Annotated in this window: 15 protein-coding genes; all 15 read right to left on the bottom strand. The window is 40.2% G+C overall.

Going from position 1 to position 15,390, the window contains the following annotated elements:
• A partial coding sequence (locus tag RWM06_RS06470) for a HAMP domain-containing sensor histidine kinase (protein WP_313970531.1) occupies positions 1–1,162 on the bottom strand: 1,162 nt, incomplete at its 3' end.
• Positions 1,152–1,826, bottom strand: coding sequence for a two-component system response regulator CiaR (gene ciaR, locus RWM06_RS06465; protein WP_000590639.1), 675 nt, complete (start codon positions 1,824–1,826; stop codon positions 1,152–1,154). The genes ciaR and RWM06_RS06470, both read right to left, overlap by 11 nt.
• A 106-nt stretch (positions 1,827–1,932) precedes the next feature.
• On the bottom strand, positions 1,933–4,479 hold the full coding sequence (locus tag RWM06_RS06460) for a M1 family metallopeptidase (protein ID WP_313970530.1): 2,547 nt from the start codon (positions 4,477–4,479) through the stop codon (positions 1,933–1,935).
• Positions 4,480–4,601: 122 nt separating this feature from the next.
• Positions 4,602–5,042: an ASCH domain-containing protein gene (locus RWM06_RS06455; RefSeq protein ID WP_313970529.1), complete on the bottom strand. Its 441-nt coding sequence runs from the start codon at positions 5,040–5,042 to the stop codon at positions 4,602–4,604.
• On the bottom strand, positions 5,002–5,886 hold the full coding sequence (locus RWM06_RS06450; protein ID WP_313970528.1) for a putative PEP-binding protein: 885 nt from the start codon (positions 5,884–5,886) through the stop codon (positions 5,002–5,004). Before RWM06_RS06450 ends, RWM06_RS06455 begins: the two co-directional genes overlap by 41 nt.
• Positions 5,864–6,364 carry an NUDIX hydrolase gene (locus tag RWM06_RS06445; protein ID WP_313970527.1) on the bottom strand — a complete coding sequence of 167 codons (501 nt, stop codon included), beginning with the start codon at positions 6,362–6,364 and terminating at the stop codon, positions 5,864–5,866. The genes RWM06_RS06450 and RWM06_RS06445 overlap by 23 nt, the downstream gene beginning before the upstream one ends.
• Before the next feature lie 10 nt (positions 6,365–6,374).
• Positions 6,375–7,073, bottom strand: a complete 699-nt coding sequence (locus RWM06_RS06440; RefSeq protein ID WP_313970526.1) for a 3-oxoacyl-ACP reductase — start codon at positions 7,071–7,073, stop codon at positions 6,375–6,377.
• Positions 7,066–7,302, bottom strand: a complete 237-nt coding sequence (locus RWM06_RS06435) for a DUF2829 domain-containing protein (protein WP_000141913.1) — start codon at positions 7,300–7,302, stop codon at positions 7,066–7,068. The genes RWM06_RS06440 and RWM06_RS06435 overlap by 8 nt, the downstream gene beginning before the upstream one ends.
• A 99-nt stretch (positions 7,303–7,401) precedes the next feature.
• Positions 7,402–8,328, bottom strand: coding sequence for an aldo/keto reductase family oxidoreductase (locus RWM06_RS06430; RefSeq protein WP_313970525.1), 927 nt, complete (start codon positions 8,326–8,328; stop codon positions 7,402–7,404).
• A 74-nt stretch (positions 8,329–8,402) separates the two neighbouring features.
• Complete coding sequence (locus RWM06_RS06425; protein ID WP_313970524.1) at positions 8,403–9,218, bottom strand: hypothetical protein; 816 nt, start codon at positions 9,216–9,218, stop codon at positions 8,403–8,405.
• 3 nt (positions 9,219–9,221) lie between these two features.
• The gene (locus tag RWM06_RS06420; RefSeq protein WP_000665422.1) at positions 9,222–9,542 is read right to left on the bottom strand and encodes a PadR family transcriptional regulator; all 321 of its coding nucleotides are present in this window, start codon (positions 9,540–9,542) and stop codon (positions 9,222–9,224) included.
• Positions 9,543–9,976: 434 nt separating this feature from the next.
• Positions 9,977–11,974 carry a methionine--tRNA ligase gene (gene metG / locus RWM06_RS06415; protein ID WP_313970523.1) on the bottom strand — a complete coding sequence of 666 codons (1,998 nt, stop codon included), beginning with the start codon at positions 11,972–11,974 and terminating at the stop codon, positions 9,977–9,979.
• A 123-nt stretch (positions 11,975–12,097) separates the two neighbouring features.
• The gene (locus RWM06_RS06410; protein ID WP_001180432.1) at positions 12,098–13,357 is read right to left on the bottom strand and encodes an ABC transporter permease; all 1,260 of its coding nucleotides are present in this window, start codon (positions 13,355–13,357) and stop codon (positions 12,098–12,100) included.
• Position 13,358: 1 nt separating this feature from the next.
• The gene (locus RWM06_RS06405) at positions 13,359–14,060 is read right to left on the bottom strand and encodes an ABC transporter ATP-binding protein (protein WP_261058036.1); all 702 of its coding nucleotides are present in this window, start codon (positions 14,058–14,060) and stop codon (positions 13,359–13,361) included.
• Positions 14,044–15,249 carry an efflux RND transporter periplasmic adaptor subunit gene (locus RWM06_RS06400; RefSeq protein WP_313970532.1) on the bottom strand — a complete coding sequence of 402 codons (1,206 nt, stop codon included), beginning with the start codon at positions 15,247–15,249 and terminating at the stop codon, positions 14,044–14,046. Before RWM06_RS06400 ends, RWM06_RS06405 begins: the two co-directional genes overlap by 17 nt.
• Positions 15,250–15,390: the final 141 nt, after the last annotated feature.

Below are 15,390 nucleotides of genomic sequence, written 5' to 3'. Positions count from 1 at the left end.
GATAAAAACGATCAAAAATTTTCTTCTTATCTTCTGCTGAAATACCGACTCCATTGTCGGAAACTAACAAGTAAAGATTACGATCAGTCGCTGAAATCATAAAATCAATTTCACCATCCTCCTCAGTATATTTGATAGCATTATCAAATAGGATGGTCATCAGTTGTTTTAGTAAAAGTTGATCTGTGATAATCGTTCGATGGATACGATTTTCAAAACGGAAGACACGGTCATTTTCAGAAGCAATCATCTCATAGTTTGTGAAAGTCGTATTAAAAAAGCTAGTTGGAACTTCTCCAAGTTCAGGCTTAATCCCATCATCTCTACGAGCTAAATTCAACAAGTTCGTCGTCAAAAACCGCATATTTCGGACTTCTTCCAAACTCGATGCAATGCTTTCACTCACATCCATAATGGTAGCTTCTGGCTTACGGAAAAGGGTCTCTAAACGATTTTGCAAAACTGCAAGTGGAGTTCGTAACTCATGACTGGCATTTTCCACAAAGGACTGTTGCTTCTGCATGCTCTCAAGCAGGGGCCGAACACTGACTCGAGCTAGATAGAGACTGGCAAGTAAAGACAAAATCCAGAAACTAGCCATCACAACGACAATCAATTTCTCATGCTTTTGACTGGCCTGCTCCAACTGACTGGTATTAATCAAGACAGCAGCATACTTGATATTGGTTGAAACCGAACTGATATTGGTTTCCATCAAGATCATGCGATAGATTTCTTCTTGTCCATAGCTATTAAAAACCTGAATCTGGTAGATATGGCCTAGTTCTTTCTTTTCTAACTTAATCTTATCCAAGCCCAAAAATCGATTTCCAGAAAGGAGCTGTGTAAAATTCTTATCAAAAAGAATGACTTCTGTGTTGGAACTGACATTGGGTTTCACCTCAGTCTTACTAGTATCTGTAGCAGCATTCTCTAAATCTTTAATCTCTTCTGTTGCCCTATTTACAGCAAGCTGAATAACTGCCTGAGGATTTTCACTCAGTCCATGAAGCTTATCATCCACCGAAGTATAGAGACTCGAGTGCATGACCTGTAAAATAATCAAGGTCATGGTGGAGAAAATCAGAGTGAAGACACCAAAGTTGCGAATAAAATAACTAAAGTCATCCGCATACCATGTTTTTTTTAGTTTACTGAACATCTTTTAAAATATACCCAACACTGCGCAAGGTTTGCAAATTCTCTGCAAAAGTGGTTCCTTTTAATTTCTTACGGACTTTTGAAACATAGACTTCGACAACTGAAATCGTTGTGTCACTATCAAATCCCCATAGACGATCAAAAATCTGAGTCTTGGGCAAAATAACATTTTGATTTTGAAGGAAATAAACTAATAAATCAAACTCTTTCCCCAGCAATTCGACAGGAGTATCTTCAACCTTAACGGTATTTGTTGACAAATTAACTACAATATTTCCATAAGTCAAGGTATTTTCATTAAACTTACCTGAACGTTTGAGAAGGGCTTGAATCCGCATTTTGAGTTCTTCTAGGTAGAAAGGTTTGGTCAGATAATCATCTGCTCCTAGTTCAAAACCATGTCCCTTGTCATCCAAACTTTCCTTGGCAGTCATGATCAAAACTGGTGTCGTAATCCCCTTTTCACGCAATTCTTTCAAGACTTGGAAGCCATTTTTTTCAGGTAACATTAAATCGAGCAAAATCAAGTCATAGACGCCACTTTCAGCTTCGTAGAGACCTTCTTCCCCATCAAATACCTGCATGACATCCGCAAAATCGTCTAAAAAGTCAAATACTGAATTTGACAGGCCTAGGTCATCCTCAACCAATAAGATTTTTATCATGAGAAACTCCTCCTTATTAAAACCATTATACCAAATTTGCCTTAAAAAAAACTCAACTCTCTGCATTTTACATGAGATAGCTGAGTTTTCTTTTATTTAGTCTTAATTATTTGGTTCCATATTGAAGAACAACTGCTTCCACTGCAGCTTTTTCACGGTTAATCAAGTCAACACGCGCTGCAATCTCCTTGATTCCCATACCGATGTTACGGCTGAGAGCAAGGTCAGAAAGTTGTGGTTCAAAGAATTCCTTGTATTCTACCAAGCGTTGCTGAGTTTTAAATACATGAGCAGGAAGGATAACAAAACTATCAAAGCTCATATCTCCTCCAAGGGCTGCCTTAATCCAAGCCCAGTTTTCACGCGCCCAAGACCAAGCCGTTTCCTGAGTTGCTTGATGAGATAGGAAATGATTATACCAAGCTGACAAGTCTTGTGGTTTGACCACAAATTTGTCCTTCCAAGAAGCAATCAAGGTTTGGATATTGTCAGCATCTGTACTATAAGCAAGAGCTCCTGCCAACTGGCGTTTAAAGACTGCATCTGTTGCATGAGTGTAGAGGTCAAGATAAGTTGCTACCAAATCCTTGGTCTCATGATGTTTCATCTCATTGATGAGAACTTGTGAGCGGATGGCTGCTGGAAGGCCTGCAAGCTGATCCTTGTGAGCTTCGAAGATTTGGCTAGCGACTTGACTAGCTTCTGAATCATTTGAGCGAATCATCATCGAAACAGCCAACTGACGAACCAATTCATCCTCATCTGATTCTCCATCTTTAGCTTCAAAACCAAGACGATCATAGTTATGACGAGCCAATTTAGCAACCAGACTGTTAAAGGCTTTCTCAGCTTCTGTTCCTTCATCGATAAAGCGTTCAAGGGCAGAAATTACTTGAGAAACAGCTGAAACGACAAGGTAAGATTCTTCCTTAGCAAGTTTATCAAGGACTGGGAGCAAGTCAGCATAAGAAATGTGCCCTGCTTCAGCAAGCAAACGACGTTCTTGGACGATTTGCAATTTGCTTGTGTTATCAAGCTCAACTAGGTCAGCAAGAACTGCATCTAACAAGTCTCCTTGATAGTCTGTAATGTAGTGGGCTGTATTTTCAGTATTGAAACGAAGGGCTCCTTCATTTTCAGCAAGAAGGGCTGCGTAGCCTTGAATTTCGATGCTTTCAGTTTCAAGTGTATCAGGCAAGCCTTTCCAGTTACTATTGAGTGGCACAACCCAGAGACGGTTCTTGTCTTCGTGCTCACCAATGAAGAATTGTTTTTGTGAAATCTTCAAGACATCATTTTCAACTTTGACAGTGAGAACTGGATAACCAGGTTGTTCCAACCAAGAATCCATGAAGGCTGCGACATCACGTCCTGATGCTTGACCAAGAGCATCCCAAAGGTCACGACCAATGGTATTGCTGTACTGATGTTTTTCAAAGTAGGCATGCAAGCCTTTGGCAAAATCGGCATCACCTAGCCAACGACGAAGCATGTGCATGAGGCGACTTCCTTTGGCATAAACGATAGCTCCGTCAAAGAGCGTATTGATTTCATCTGGATGTTTCACTTCCACGTGAACGGACTGAACGCCATCAGTAGCGTCACGTTTCAAGGCAGACGGAACACCACCTGTTTGGAAATCTTCAAAGATATTCCAGCTTGGTTCAATAGCATCCACACAGACGTATTCCATCATGTTGGCGAAACTTTCATTGAGCCAAAGATCATCCCACCATTTCATCGTTACGAGGTTACCAAACCATTGGTGAGCCAACTCATGTGCAACTACAAGGGCAACTTGTTGACGACTGGCAAATGTAGAGTTCTCATCGACAACCAAGTAAACTTCACGGTAGGTCACAAGACCCCAGTTTTCCATAGCACCTGATGAAAAGTCAGGAAGAGCGATATGGAGAGATTGAGGGATTGGGTACTTGACTCCGTAGTAATCTTCGTAAAACTCGATTGAACGAACGGCGATGTCCAGTGAGAAATCAAGGTTAGATAGTGGGTGGGCTTTGGTTGAGTAGACACCTACGAGGGTACCGTTTTTAGTTTTAGCCGTTACTCCTTGTAAATCACCAGCAACAAAGGCCAACAAGTAAGAAGACATGCGAGGTGTTGTCTCAAACTTCCAGATACCTGTTTCCTTACGGTTTTCAACATCGATTTCTGGCATGTTAGACAAGGCCAATTCACCTTCTGCTTGGTCAAAACGTAGAGAGAGGTCAAAAGTTGCTTTGGCTTCTGGCTCATCCACACATGGGAAGGCTTCGCGCGCAAAATGGCTTTCAAACTGTGTTGACAAGACTTCCTTCTTGACTCCATCAACTGTGTAGTAAGATGGGTAAATCCCTGTCATATTGTCTGTGATTTTTCCTGAGAAAGCGATAACCACTTCAACTGAACCTGCTTCTGCAAGTTCGATATGAAGGGCTTCATTGTCATGGTCAACTGTGAATGGACGAGCTTCCCCTGCAACTTCTACAGAAGCGATTTCCAGGTCTTTTTGGTGGAGGGAAATACGGTCACTCTGTGCTTGACCAGTGATGGTCACCTTACCAGAAAACGTCTTGGTCTCACGACTCAAGTCTAAAAATAAATCATAATGTTCAGGAACAAATTGCTTAATAAAATGTTCAACTGCTTGCATAGTTTTCTCCTATTCTAAGTTTAAGAGCTAGAGCTCTTCTTCAAACAAACTTATTATAACATGTTTTGCCTAAGAAAAAAGGATTGGACAGCGATTTCCAAAACTTTCTTCCTTCTAACAGTCTACAGTGGGTAAACCTTGCGAAATTCTTCTAAAACAACCTTGCTTTCAGGTGTAAAAGTCAGTCCTGCTTCTCTCAGCCACTCGGCGAAACAATCCTCATGAACCTGACGCCAATAGGCTAGGGATTTGTCACCTTCCCCTTCCTTAAAGGCATGTTGAGCAGAAACTTGATTGAAGGGCTGGACAAAAACCTTTGTAATTTCGACAATACAGACAGCCTGATTTTGACTATCTAAAATGACATCAAAAGTTCCTTCTTGAGGAAGAGACTCGGCTTCTAGTGCATAGAGGTCGTAGGCTGATGCTGTTGCAGTCTTTTCTCCTTTTAAAACCAAATCTGCCAAGAAATCGGCATCTACTCCAAAAGCCCAAGCATCGATTTCATCTCCTATAAAGGAGTTAATTTTCTTGTATGCATTCCACATTTCCTGCGGTGTCATAGGTGCTCCTTTGTAATTTCTTACTTTCTTCTTTTATGTGTTTGAGATGGTCTGGATGGTCAATCTCTAAATTAAAAATATCTGGAATAGAACTGTAGTGAATAACGCATTCGATACCCATCTGATTCATTTTTTGTAAGAAAGAAACATTCAGATATCCTGCCACAGCAAAGTCAATCTTTTTCGTCCTTGCTTTATCCTGCATATCTCTTAGCATATCTAACATTATTGGACTTTCCATATCATGCCATTGACTGTTTCTCACAGTGGCAAAAATAAAAGAAGTCAAATCATTCATTCCAACTACAATCTTTGAAATGCCCGTTTCCAGTATCCTATCCAAGTCAAAATATGCTGACGGTAATTCAATCATCGTGCCAATTTTTCCAGCGAAACCATGCTGACGTAATACTCTAATAGCTTGTTTTAATTGGTCGGCATCATTGACAAAAGGAAAGATAACAGACAGATTGGGATTATTTTGATAAACCTCTGTAACGACATTTGCCTCAGCCTGAAATTCATCCAGACACGCCAGTAAACGCCTAGTTCCTCTATATCCAAACAAAGGATGACGTTCGTCAAAAAACTCTTTAGTCCCCACTAAACAATTGGCTTCTGTATTCGTTAATTCAGAAAAACGATACCAAACTTCTTCATCTGAGTACAGGGAGCAGATAGTCTCTAGATAATCTTTTACAAATTGCTGACAACTTGGGAACAGGATGTTTTGGTTAACCTCTCTCAACAAATATTCCCCACGAATCATGCCAACATGATGAAATAGTTGTGGGTAAACTTTTTCATCAAGTTTTTCGCCACTAAGGGCAAGTTGGTTTCTCATCATTCACCTTCCAATTCATGTAAGAGGTCTTGTCCAGTTCTGGAAATCCTAATAATTCAGACTTAACCTTCAAGACTAATGGCGATGCATTTTCTTCTGTGATTTCTTGAATATCCATCCAAATATATCCAAGTGAATCATTCGCACCATCAGATACAGCTTCCGAAATCGTAACTTGAGGTGCACTCTCATTCATTTCAACATCATACAAGGCCATGACATGGTGAACCATAAAATTTTTTAACTCTTCCCTGACGAAAACATCGTAGATTCGAGGATTAGAGTAGCTTCTAACAGTTAATCCCGTCTCTTCCATAACTTCTCTAGTCAGCGTTTCCGTCAGTCCTTCACCTACTTCCTGGCTACCACCAGGTAGATCATAACGGTGTTGATAAGGACCTCTTGTTTTTTCAATACAGAGTAACTTCCCATTTTCAAAGAAAACACCATAGACGCCTAAGTGGTTTTTGATTTCCATCCAACTCCTCCTACTTCAAAGACCAGCCACCATCTACTGTAAGGATTTGTCCTTGCATGACACTTGCCTTTCCACTGGCTAAAAAGAGACTGACTTCTGCCACTTCCTCTGGCTCAATCCAGCGCTTGATTGGTGTTTCACTCGCCACCCAGTCAGCCAAGCCACCTGGCTCAAAGTCGGCAGCAGTCATAGCTGTCTTAACTGCTCCTGGAGCGATACCAAAGACCTGAATCCCAGCTTCAGCATAGTCTAGAGCCAACTGCTTGGTAAATCCAGCCAAAGCATGCTTAGATGAAGTATAGGCGTGACCACCTCCACCTGCTAGGCTAGAAGCGATAGAGCACATATTAATGATGATCCCCTTTTTATTTTCCAACATTTGCGTCAAATAATAGCGAGTCAACTCAACAGGAGTCATATAGTTGATTTCAAAAATTTCTTGAATTTCCTGCGCTGTCTGTTCCAAAAGTGGTTTGTAATCATCCAAAACTCCAGCAGTATTGCACAAAACTTCCACCTGAGGACACCAATCAAAAATAGGCTCCAAGTTCAAGGTCAAATCTCTCTGTAAAAAGTGGAAATCACCCTGTAATAGTGGATTTTCGCCTTGGTCCACTCCATAAACTTGAAAGTCCTTCTCTAAAAAAAGTCGAGCTTGAGCTAGGCCGATCCCTGAACTCACTCCCGTAATCAATACACGTCTAATCATGCACTTCTACCCAATCCGTCGCCAAAACATCACAAGGTGTCGGACTCCACATGGAAAAACCTTCTCCTTCGCCAGACACGTTGATTAAGAAGTAAGGCGTCACTTCAAGTGCAACCCCGTTTTGTTCAATGGTATCAAAAAGCTGCACATAGTTTTCAGCACCTCCCCAACCAGTACGTACATATTTTTTCTTAGCCTTTAACCCAGGCAGGATTTCTTCAAATGTCATGTCTTTCTCCTTTAAAATCAATAATTCTTCCCTTCATTATAACAAAAAAACCGCTTTGCAACGGCTTTTTGACTGTGATTTATTCAACTCTGCTTCTACTTACGGCAAATTATTCCCTGCAGCAAGATAAATTTCATACCATTCTTTTCTTGTTAAGCTAAAGTTTGCCGCTTGGCTAACTTCTCTCAAGTGCTTAGGATTTGTTGTACCTACGACTGCCTGCATTTTTGCTGGATAACGCAATATCCAAGAAATGGCAATAGTTGAAGAGGTTACTCCATATTTAATAGCTAAACGATCAAGTACTTGATTCAAAGCTTGAAATTTCTCATTTCCAACAAAATTCCCTTTAAAATACCCGAATTGTAAGACAGACCATGCTTGAATGACCACATCGTGTAATTGGCAATATTCAAAAATGCTGCCATCTCGCATAGCTGCTTGACTAGCTTCCATATTAACATGAAAACCTGATTCGAATCCTGGAGTAAAAGCCGCACTCAATTGTAGCTGATTAACAGCTAACGGCTGCTTGACATCTTTTTTAAGTAACTCCATCATCATGGGATTTTGATTAGAAACTCCAAAATTTCGAACCTTACCTTGTTTATAAAGGAGATCAAAGGCTTCTGCTACTTGGTCAGATTCCATCAAAGCATCTGGTCGATGAAGAAGCAAGCTATCTAGATGATCAATCTTCAATCTTTGCAAAATTCCGTCAACTGATTTTATAATATAGTCCTTAGAAAAATCAAAATAGGTAAATTCTTCAATGCGAATGCCACATTTGGACTGAATCCACATCTTTTCTCTTAAATCTGGACGATTTTTTAGGACAAAACCTAACAGTTCTTCACAACGACCACGACCATATATATCAGCCAAGTCAAAAGCATTGATTCCAACAGAAAGTGCTGTTTCTACAAGCTCTTCAACTTCTTTTACAGACTTATCTTCTATTCTCATCATTCCGAGAACAATTTCTGATAATTCTTTGTCATCTTGACCAAGAATTATGTATCTCATCAAATTTTTCTCCTTTAATTTCTAACATTCTTCCCTTCATTATAACAAAAAACCGCTTTGCAACGGCTTTTTGACTATATTTCACTCCATTTTATCTTCTTAAACCCACGGAACAGGAGAAAGATACCAATAAAGAGAACAGCTAAAGGAATAACTTTTGTAAGGAAAACATTTGAAATGCCCATCCACTCATAGTAACGGAGCAGAGAACCTACAATAAGGTGGGCAATAATCATACTGACAAAGGGACGAAAGACCGCTTCTTTCCAATTCCAAATACTGATGACTAGAGAAAGCGTAAAGACAAGGAAACTATCCCAGGGAGCAGGAAGATAAAATGCTCCTTCTTGTACAAAACTTCCTATTCCTACATATCCCAGAACAACTAGCAGAACAAGAATCCCAACGACAATATAGGTGCCAATTTTCATTTTAGGAGAATCTTGGACTAGCCCCCAACGTAAGATTGTGGCCACAAGAGCAAATCCAATCAGAAAAAGAAGCAGTTGCCCTAAAAATGTGAGCAAATTGACTGTTAAGAGAGGACCTTTAGAAAAATCACCCAGTAGATGATAGTAACGTAATATCGCTAGGACAAAAATTGGCGTCAAAAGGGACTCCTTGATAGAACTGCGTGGTGCTTCCTTGAGCATCTCTTTCATTATTTTTTTAGGATTCTTACCTAGATAATCCTCTGCACTCATGCCATCACGTTCTGCTTCTGAGAAATCTAACATCATCAAATAAATCTGCTCTCTGAGATAGTCCTCATCATAGAGAAATCCAGCAAGATTAAAACTATCCCACAGTTCTTCAAAATACTGCTGATTCTCCTCAGAAAACTCATGCAACAAAGCGCTTGTTTCTTCATAATACTTCATTTTCTTCATGGTTTACCCTCCATTCTTAATTCCTTCTACTTTTTGACTCAAATCGTCCCATTGTTGCCAAAAGACCGAGACACGCTCTTCTCCTTCTTTCGTTAATGAAAAATACTTTCGATCTGGACCATCTGGCGACGGGCGCATATCGCCTCTTATCCATTGATTTTTTTCTAACTTTTGCAACAAAGGATAAATAGTTCCTGGAACGATAGTGTCAAACCCAGCCTCTCGCAAAGTCTGAACCAACTCATAACCATACCGCTCTTTTTGACCAATCATATCCAAGACACAACCTTCAAGAACACCTTTTAATAGTTGAGTTTCTTTCATCACTTCTCCCTTCTAATCTATTTTGTAATACATACTAGCAACTTCATCTATAATATACCACTTTCACACTAGTTTGTAAAGCATAATAGTTAATACTCTTCTAAAATCTCTTCAAACCACGTCAGCTTCGCCTTATCGTAGATATGGTTACTGACTTCGTCAGTTCTATCCACAACCTCAAAACAGTGTTTTGAGCTGACTTCGTCAGTCTTATCTACTACCTCAAAACGGTGTTTTGAACAACCTGCTACTATAGTATATTGAAACTAGAATAGTACGCCATGGCTATTAAAACATTTCTAGGAATTAATTTGATTTTCCTAATCGATTTGTTCATATCTTATTTCAATCTACTATAGTTTCCTAGTTTGCTCTTTGATTTTCATTGAGTGTAAATAAAAAACAGAACTAGCATGAACTAGTCCTGTCTATTTTTACCCAATCACACTTCCGTTTGCTACAGCTGGATCAACTGTGAGAAGGGTTAATTTTCCATCATGTTCAGCTGATAGGATCATACCTTGGCTGACATATTTCTTCATCATCTTACGAGGTTTGAGGTTAGCAACAATTTGGACTTTCTTGCCGACCAATTCTTGTTCGTTTGGATAGTATTTTGCAATTCCTGAGAGGATTTGACGGTCTTGACCATCCCCAGCATCCAAGCGGAATTGAAGCAACTTATCAGAACCTTCTACTTTAGACACTTCTTTAACTTCGGCGACACGGATTTCAACCTTGTCAAAGTCTTCAAACTTGATTTCATCCTTGTTGAGTTTGAGTTCGACTTCGTCTGGATTCCATTCTTTCTCGACTGCTGGTTTATTACCTTCCATTTGTTCCTTGATATAGGCGATTTCTTCTTCCATATCCAGACGCGGGAAGATTGGTGTTCCTTTAGCAACTACTGTTACACCTGCAGGGAAATCAGCCAGGCTCAAGTTTTCAAGGCTAGAAACTTCTGCTAAACCAAGTTGAGTCAAAACTGCACGACTGGTTTCCATCATAAACGGCTCAATTAAGTGAGCTACGACACGAAGGCTAGCTGCCAAGTGGCTCATAACACTTGCCAATTGGTCACGAAGTGCTTCATCCTTAGCCAAGACCCATGGAGCTGTCTCGTCTATGTATTTGTTAGTACGAGAGATAAGAGTCCAGACTGCTTCAAGGGCACGTGGGTAGTCAACTGCTTCCATGTGTGTATGGTAGTCAGCAATTGATTCAGCAGCTACTTGAGCAAGAGCATTGTCAAACTCTGTTACACCCTCTACATAGGCTGGAATTTGTCCATCAAAATACTTGTTAATCATGGAAACCGTACGGTTGAGGAGGTTGCCAAGGTCATTAGCCAATTCATAGTTGATACGGCCGACATAGTCTTCAGGAGTGAAGGTTCCGTCTGAACCAACTGGAAGGCTACGCATGAGGTAGTAACGAAGTGGATCTAGTCCATAACGCTCTACCAACATTTCAGGGTAAACTACATTCCCTTTAGACTTAGACATTTTACCATCTTTCATGACGAACCAACCGTGGGCAATCAAACGATCTGGCAATTTGATATCTAACATCATAAGAAGGATTGGCCAGTAGATTGAGTGGAAACGAAGGATGTCTTTTCCTACCATGTGGAAGACTGTTCCATTCCAGAACTTGTCAAAGTTACCATGTTCGTCTTGACCGTAGCCAAGAGCTGTCGCATAGTTAAGAAGGGCATCAATCCAAACATAGACAACGTGTTTAGGATTTGATGGTACTGGCACACCCCATGTAAAGGTTGTACGAGAAACAGCCAAATCCTCTAAACCTGGCTCAATGAAGTTACGCAACATTTCATTCAGACGACCATCTGGAGTGATAAAGTCAGGATGAGCTTTGAAAAAGTCTACCAAACGATCTTGGTATTTGCTGAGGCGAAGGAAGTATGATTCTTCAGATACCCATTCAACCTCGTGACCTGATGGAGCAATACCTCCAGTCACATTTCCAGCTTCGTCACGGAAAACTTCCGCAAGCTGGCTTTCTGTAAAGAATTCCTCATCTGATACTGAGTACCAACCAGAGTATTCACCCAAATAGATATCATCTTGAGCAAGCAAGCGTTCAAAGACCTGTGCGACAACTTTTTCATGGTAGTCATCAGTTGTACGGATAAATTTATCGTATGAGATATCTAGTAATTGCCAGAGTTCTTTAACTCCAACTGCCATTCCATCAACATAGGATTGAGGTGTGATACCAGCTTCTTCTGCTTTTTGTTGAATCTTTTGACCATGCTCATCAAGACCTGTCAGATAAAAGACATCGTAGCCCATCAGGCGTTTGTAACGTGCTAAGACATCACAGGCGATAGTTGTGTAGGCAGAACCGATATGAAGTTTACCAGATGGATAGTAAATCGGCGTTGTAATATAAAAATTCTTTTCAGACATAATTTTTCCTTTCCAGGCAAATGAAACCTGTTTTTCTAACACTTCATTATATCACATTTTTAAGGATTTTAGATAGGGAAATCCATACAAAAACAAGATAGACAAGTGTCCATCTTGTTTATTCTATTCATAACGAAGAGCTTCAATTGGATCAAGTTTCGATGCCTTGTTGGCTGGCAAGACTCCAAAAATCATACCAACACTAGCCGAAACCGCAAGACTAAATAGGGCAACTGGAATTGATACTCCCACTTCTATACCCGCAATCAAACCTTGTAAAAGTATACCAGCTATAGCGGTTAAGCCTGTCGCAATTGTCAAACCAATGACTCCACCAAGCAAGGTCAAAATCATAGATTCAATCAAAAACTGGATTAAAATATTGGCACGTGTTGCACCCAAAGCCTTACGAAGACCAATCTCACGAGTACGTTCCGTCACCGAAACCAGCATGATGTTCATAACACCAGTCCCTCCAACAAAGAGAGAAATTCCTGCGATGGCACTAATAATCGTCGTCATAAAACTAAACAATTGTTGAACTTCTGCAAATGCAGCTGACTCATCTGCCACTTGATATTCTCCCTGTTGCAAGCCAGCAAGCTCTGTCATTTTTCGTGCTAATTCTGGCCCCAGAGTTTGAGTCAAACTTGTGTCATTCACTCGAAAGACAATATTAGCTATTTCATCTACATTAAAATTCGCAGCAAGAGAGATATTTGTGGTAATGGGTAAGCCGCCAAGACCATACATTTTTGAATTTTTAGATTCTTGGCTAGTATAAACACCAATGACTCGATAACTAAAACCATTGACTTCTACAACCTTGTTAATAGCCTCTTGAGGAGATCCAAATAGACTAATGGATAATTCTTCATCAAGCAAAATGACACTTGCAAATTCTTTGAAATCTTGTTCTCTCAGACTACGACCTGCAAGAATTTCATTGTTAACAGCCTCCATATAAGTTCTGTTACCACCTGTCAAATTAGCATTTTCAACCTTTTTATCTTTATAGGTCAAGATGGCGTTCGTTGAGTTGGTTACATAGTAATTATCCACTCCCTTCAGTTTGGCTGCCTCCTTGACCCAAGATTCTTGCGGTTTTGGTGGTTCAACATGAACTTCCTCTTCTTTTCCAGAAACCGTAAAAGCTGATTGTTTCTGAGTAAAAGATCCATCTTTACTTTTTTTAGAAGAGAAAAAGACACTGATATTTTTTTGAGATCTGGTCATATTTTTATTGAGCTGTCGAGACATAGAATCACCCAGAGCCATAATCACAACAACCGATGAAACACCGATAATAATCCCAATCATGGTAAGCAAAGAACGCATCTTGTGAGCCATAATAGATGAAAAGGCAAATTTCAGATTCTGCATCTTAGTTTTCCTCCTTTTCTAACCGAGCACTATCAGATGAAATAACTCCATCGCGAATGACAATCTGACGTTTGGCATAAGCAGCAATTTCAGGCTCATGCGTTACCATAATAATAGTTTTTCCTTCTTTATTCAAGTCAACTAATAATTGCATGATTTGATTCCCTGTTTTAGTATCCAAGGCTCCTGTCGGTTCGTCTGCTAAGATAATAGAAGGATTGTTTACCAAGGCACGCGCAATAGCCACACGTTGCTTTTGACCACCAGATAATTCCGAAGGTAAATGATGACTACGTTCTGTCAATTCAACCTTATCTAGATATTCCTCAGCTAACTTGCGCCGTTTTGAAGCCGAAACTCCTGCATAAATCAAGGGCAATTCTACATTTTGTAGAGCATTGAGTTTGGATAGAAGAAAGAACTGCTGAAAGACAAATCCGATTTGTTGGTTGCGGACCTTGGCTAGTTGTTTTTCACCTAGTCCAGCTACTTCTTGGCCTTCAAGATAATATTCGCCACTGCTTGGTGTATCCAACATGCCAATCGTATTCATGAGAGTAGACTTACCAGAACCAGATGGTCCCATGATGGCAACAAATTCACCCTCATTCACTTCTAGGTTGATATTTTTGAGAACCTGCAGTTCTTGGTCACCGTTACGGTAACTTCTGCAGATATTTTTTAGACTAATTAGTTGCTTCATCAGCCTTCACCTCTTTTCCTTCCTCTAGAGAAGACGTTGGGTTACTGATGACCTTGACTCCATTTGTCAGACCTGAAGTGATTTCTTGGTTGTCTGCATCAGCATTACCCAAACCAACTTCCACTTTCTTGGCCTTTTTCTGCTCGTCAAGCACCCAGACATAGTTCTTATCATTTTCAGTCACAACACTTGTTAGAGGAACCAAAATGGCTTTACTCTTATTCTTCACCTCAACGCTTACTGAAAATCCTTGTTTCAAATCACCAATTTCACTTGTAACATCGATGGTATATGGATATTTAGAGCCAGAATTACCAGCAGCTGCGGCAGCTGTATTTGCTGCTTCGCCATTGTTTTTAGGGTAATCAGAGATATAGCTAATCTTACCAGTCCATCTCTTATCTTGGTAAACTTTAGAAGTAAAGGTTACTTCTTGGCCAACAGATAGGTTGGCAAGGTTATATTCAGATAATTCACCCTTAACTTGCAAGTTTTCATTGCTTACAATATGAACCATCACCTGGCTAGCGCCAGTTGGAGATTTTGAAACATTGCGGTTGACTTCGACTACAGTTCCCTCTAGGGTACTGAGAACAGTCGTTGCATCCAACTGACTTTGAGCCTTGCTTAATTGCGCTGCTGCATCTGCACGGGCATCACGAGCATCACCCAGTTGTGCATCAATAGATGAAACGGAATTTCCTGAGACTGGAGCTGGAGCTTGCGCTGCAGCACCTTCTCCTCCTGCTGGCGCTGGTAACTGTGGAGTCGGAGCTGAAGCGGCTTCATTTCGTGCTTGATTGAGTTCGTTGATATGACGATCTGCCTTAGCTACTGCTCGACTCGCTGAATCATAGGCCGCCTGTGCTTCTGAACTACTGTACTTAACTAAAGCCTGCCCTTCGCTGACCTTATCCCCCACAGAAACAAGGATTTCATCTAAATCTCCCTTACTAGCATCAAAATAAACATATTGTTCATTTTTTGCTGTTACTGTCCCTGACAATAAGACAGAAGATGCCACGCTTCCTTCTTTAGCAACAACAAGATGAGTAGCTTCATCTTTTACAGCGGTCTGAGATGGTTGTCTAAAGAGCAAAATCCCCCCAGCACCCAATACAACTACACTTGCAGCACCAACTGCTGCATACAATTGCCACTTTTTAGCTTTACCATTCTTTTTCATAATGAAACTCCTTTTTGATTTAAAGTTCTTAACAATATTATACCAAAATTCCCCAATATAAACAATAACAGTTGAGAACGAAATAATGACATTTCAGGATTTAATTATTGTTCGGAATTTTCATCCAATCATTGTACTAGTTAT

This window comes from uncultured Streptococcus sp., from assembly GCF_963516575.1.
In the GTDB taxonomy this organism is placed as follows: Bacteria; Bacillota; Bacilli; order Lactobacillales; family Streptococcaceae; genus Streptococcus.
This window is presented reverse-complemented; position numbering and strand designations above follow the sequence as displayed.

Bases quoted from the DNA above. Each gene is read 5' to 3' on its own strand.
- RWM06_RS06420 (WP_000665422.1), bottom strand. From the start codon at position 9,542: ATGAAAGAAACTCAACTATTAAAAGGTGTTCTTGAAGGTTGTGTCTTG.
- RWM06_RS06440 (WP_313970526.1), bottom strand. From the start codon at position 7,073: ATGATTAGACGTGTATTGATTACGGGAGTGAGTTCAGGGATCGGCCTA.
- RWM06_RS06435 (WP_000141913.1), bottom strand. From the start codon at position 7,302: ATGACATTTGAAGAAATCCTGCCTGGGTTAAAGGCTAAGAAAAAATAT.
- metG (WP_313970523.1), bottom strand. From the start codon at position 11,974: ATGTCTGAAAAGAATTTTTATATTACAACGCCGATTTACTATCCATCT.
- RWM06_RS06445 (WP_313970527.1), bottom strand. From the start codon at position 6,364: ATGGAAATCAAAAACCACTTAGGCGTCTATGGTGTTTTCTTTGAAAAT.
- ciaR (WP_000590639.1), bottom strand. From the start codon at position 1,826: ATGATAAAAATCTTATTGGTTGAGGATGACCTAGGCCTGTCAAATTCA.
- RWM06_RS06410 (WP_001180432.1), bottom strand. From the start codon at position 13,357: ATGCAGAATCTGAAATTTGCCTTTTCATCTATTATGGCTCACAAGATG.
- RWM06_RS06450 (WP_313970528.1), bottom strand. From the start codon at position 5,886: ATGAGAAACCAACTTGCCCTTAGTGGCGAAAAACTTGATGAAAAAGTT.
- RWM06_RS06425 (WP_313970524.1), bottom strand. From the start codon at position 9,218: ATGAAGAAAATGAAGTATTATGAAGAAACAAGCGCTTTGTTGCATGAG.
- RWM06_RS06405 (WP_261058036.1), bottom strand. From the start codon at position 14,060: ATGAAGCAACTAATTAGTCTAAAAAATATCTGCAGAAGTTACCGTAAC.
- RWM06_RS06455 (WP_313970529.1), bottom strand. From the start codon at position 5,042: ATGACACCGCAGGAAATGTGGAATGCATACAAGAAAATTAACTCCTTT.
- RWM06_RS06430 (WP_313970525.1), bottom strand. From the start codon at position 8,328: ATGAGATACATAATTCTTGGTCAAGATGACAAAGAATTATCAGAAATT.
- RWM06_RS06460 (WP_313970530.1), bottom strand. From the start codon at position 4,479: ATGCAAGCAGTTGAACATTTTATTAAGCAATTTGTTCCTGAACATTAT.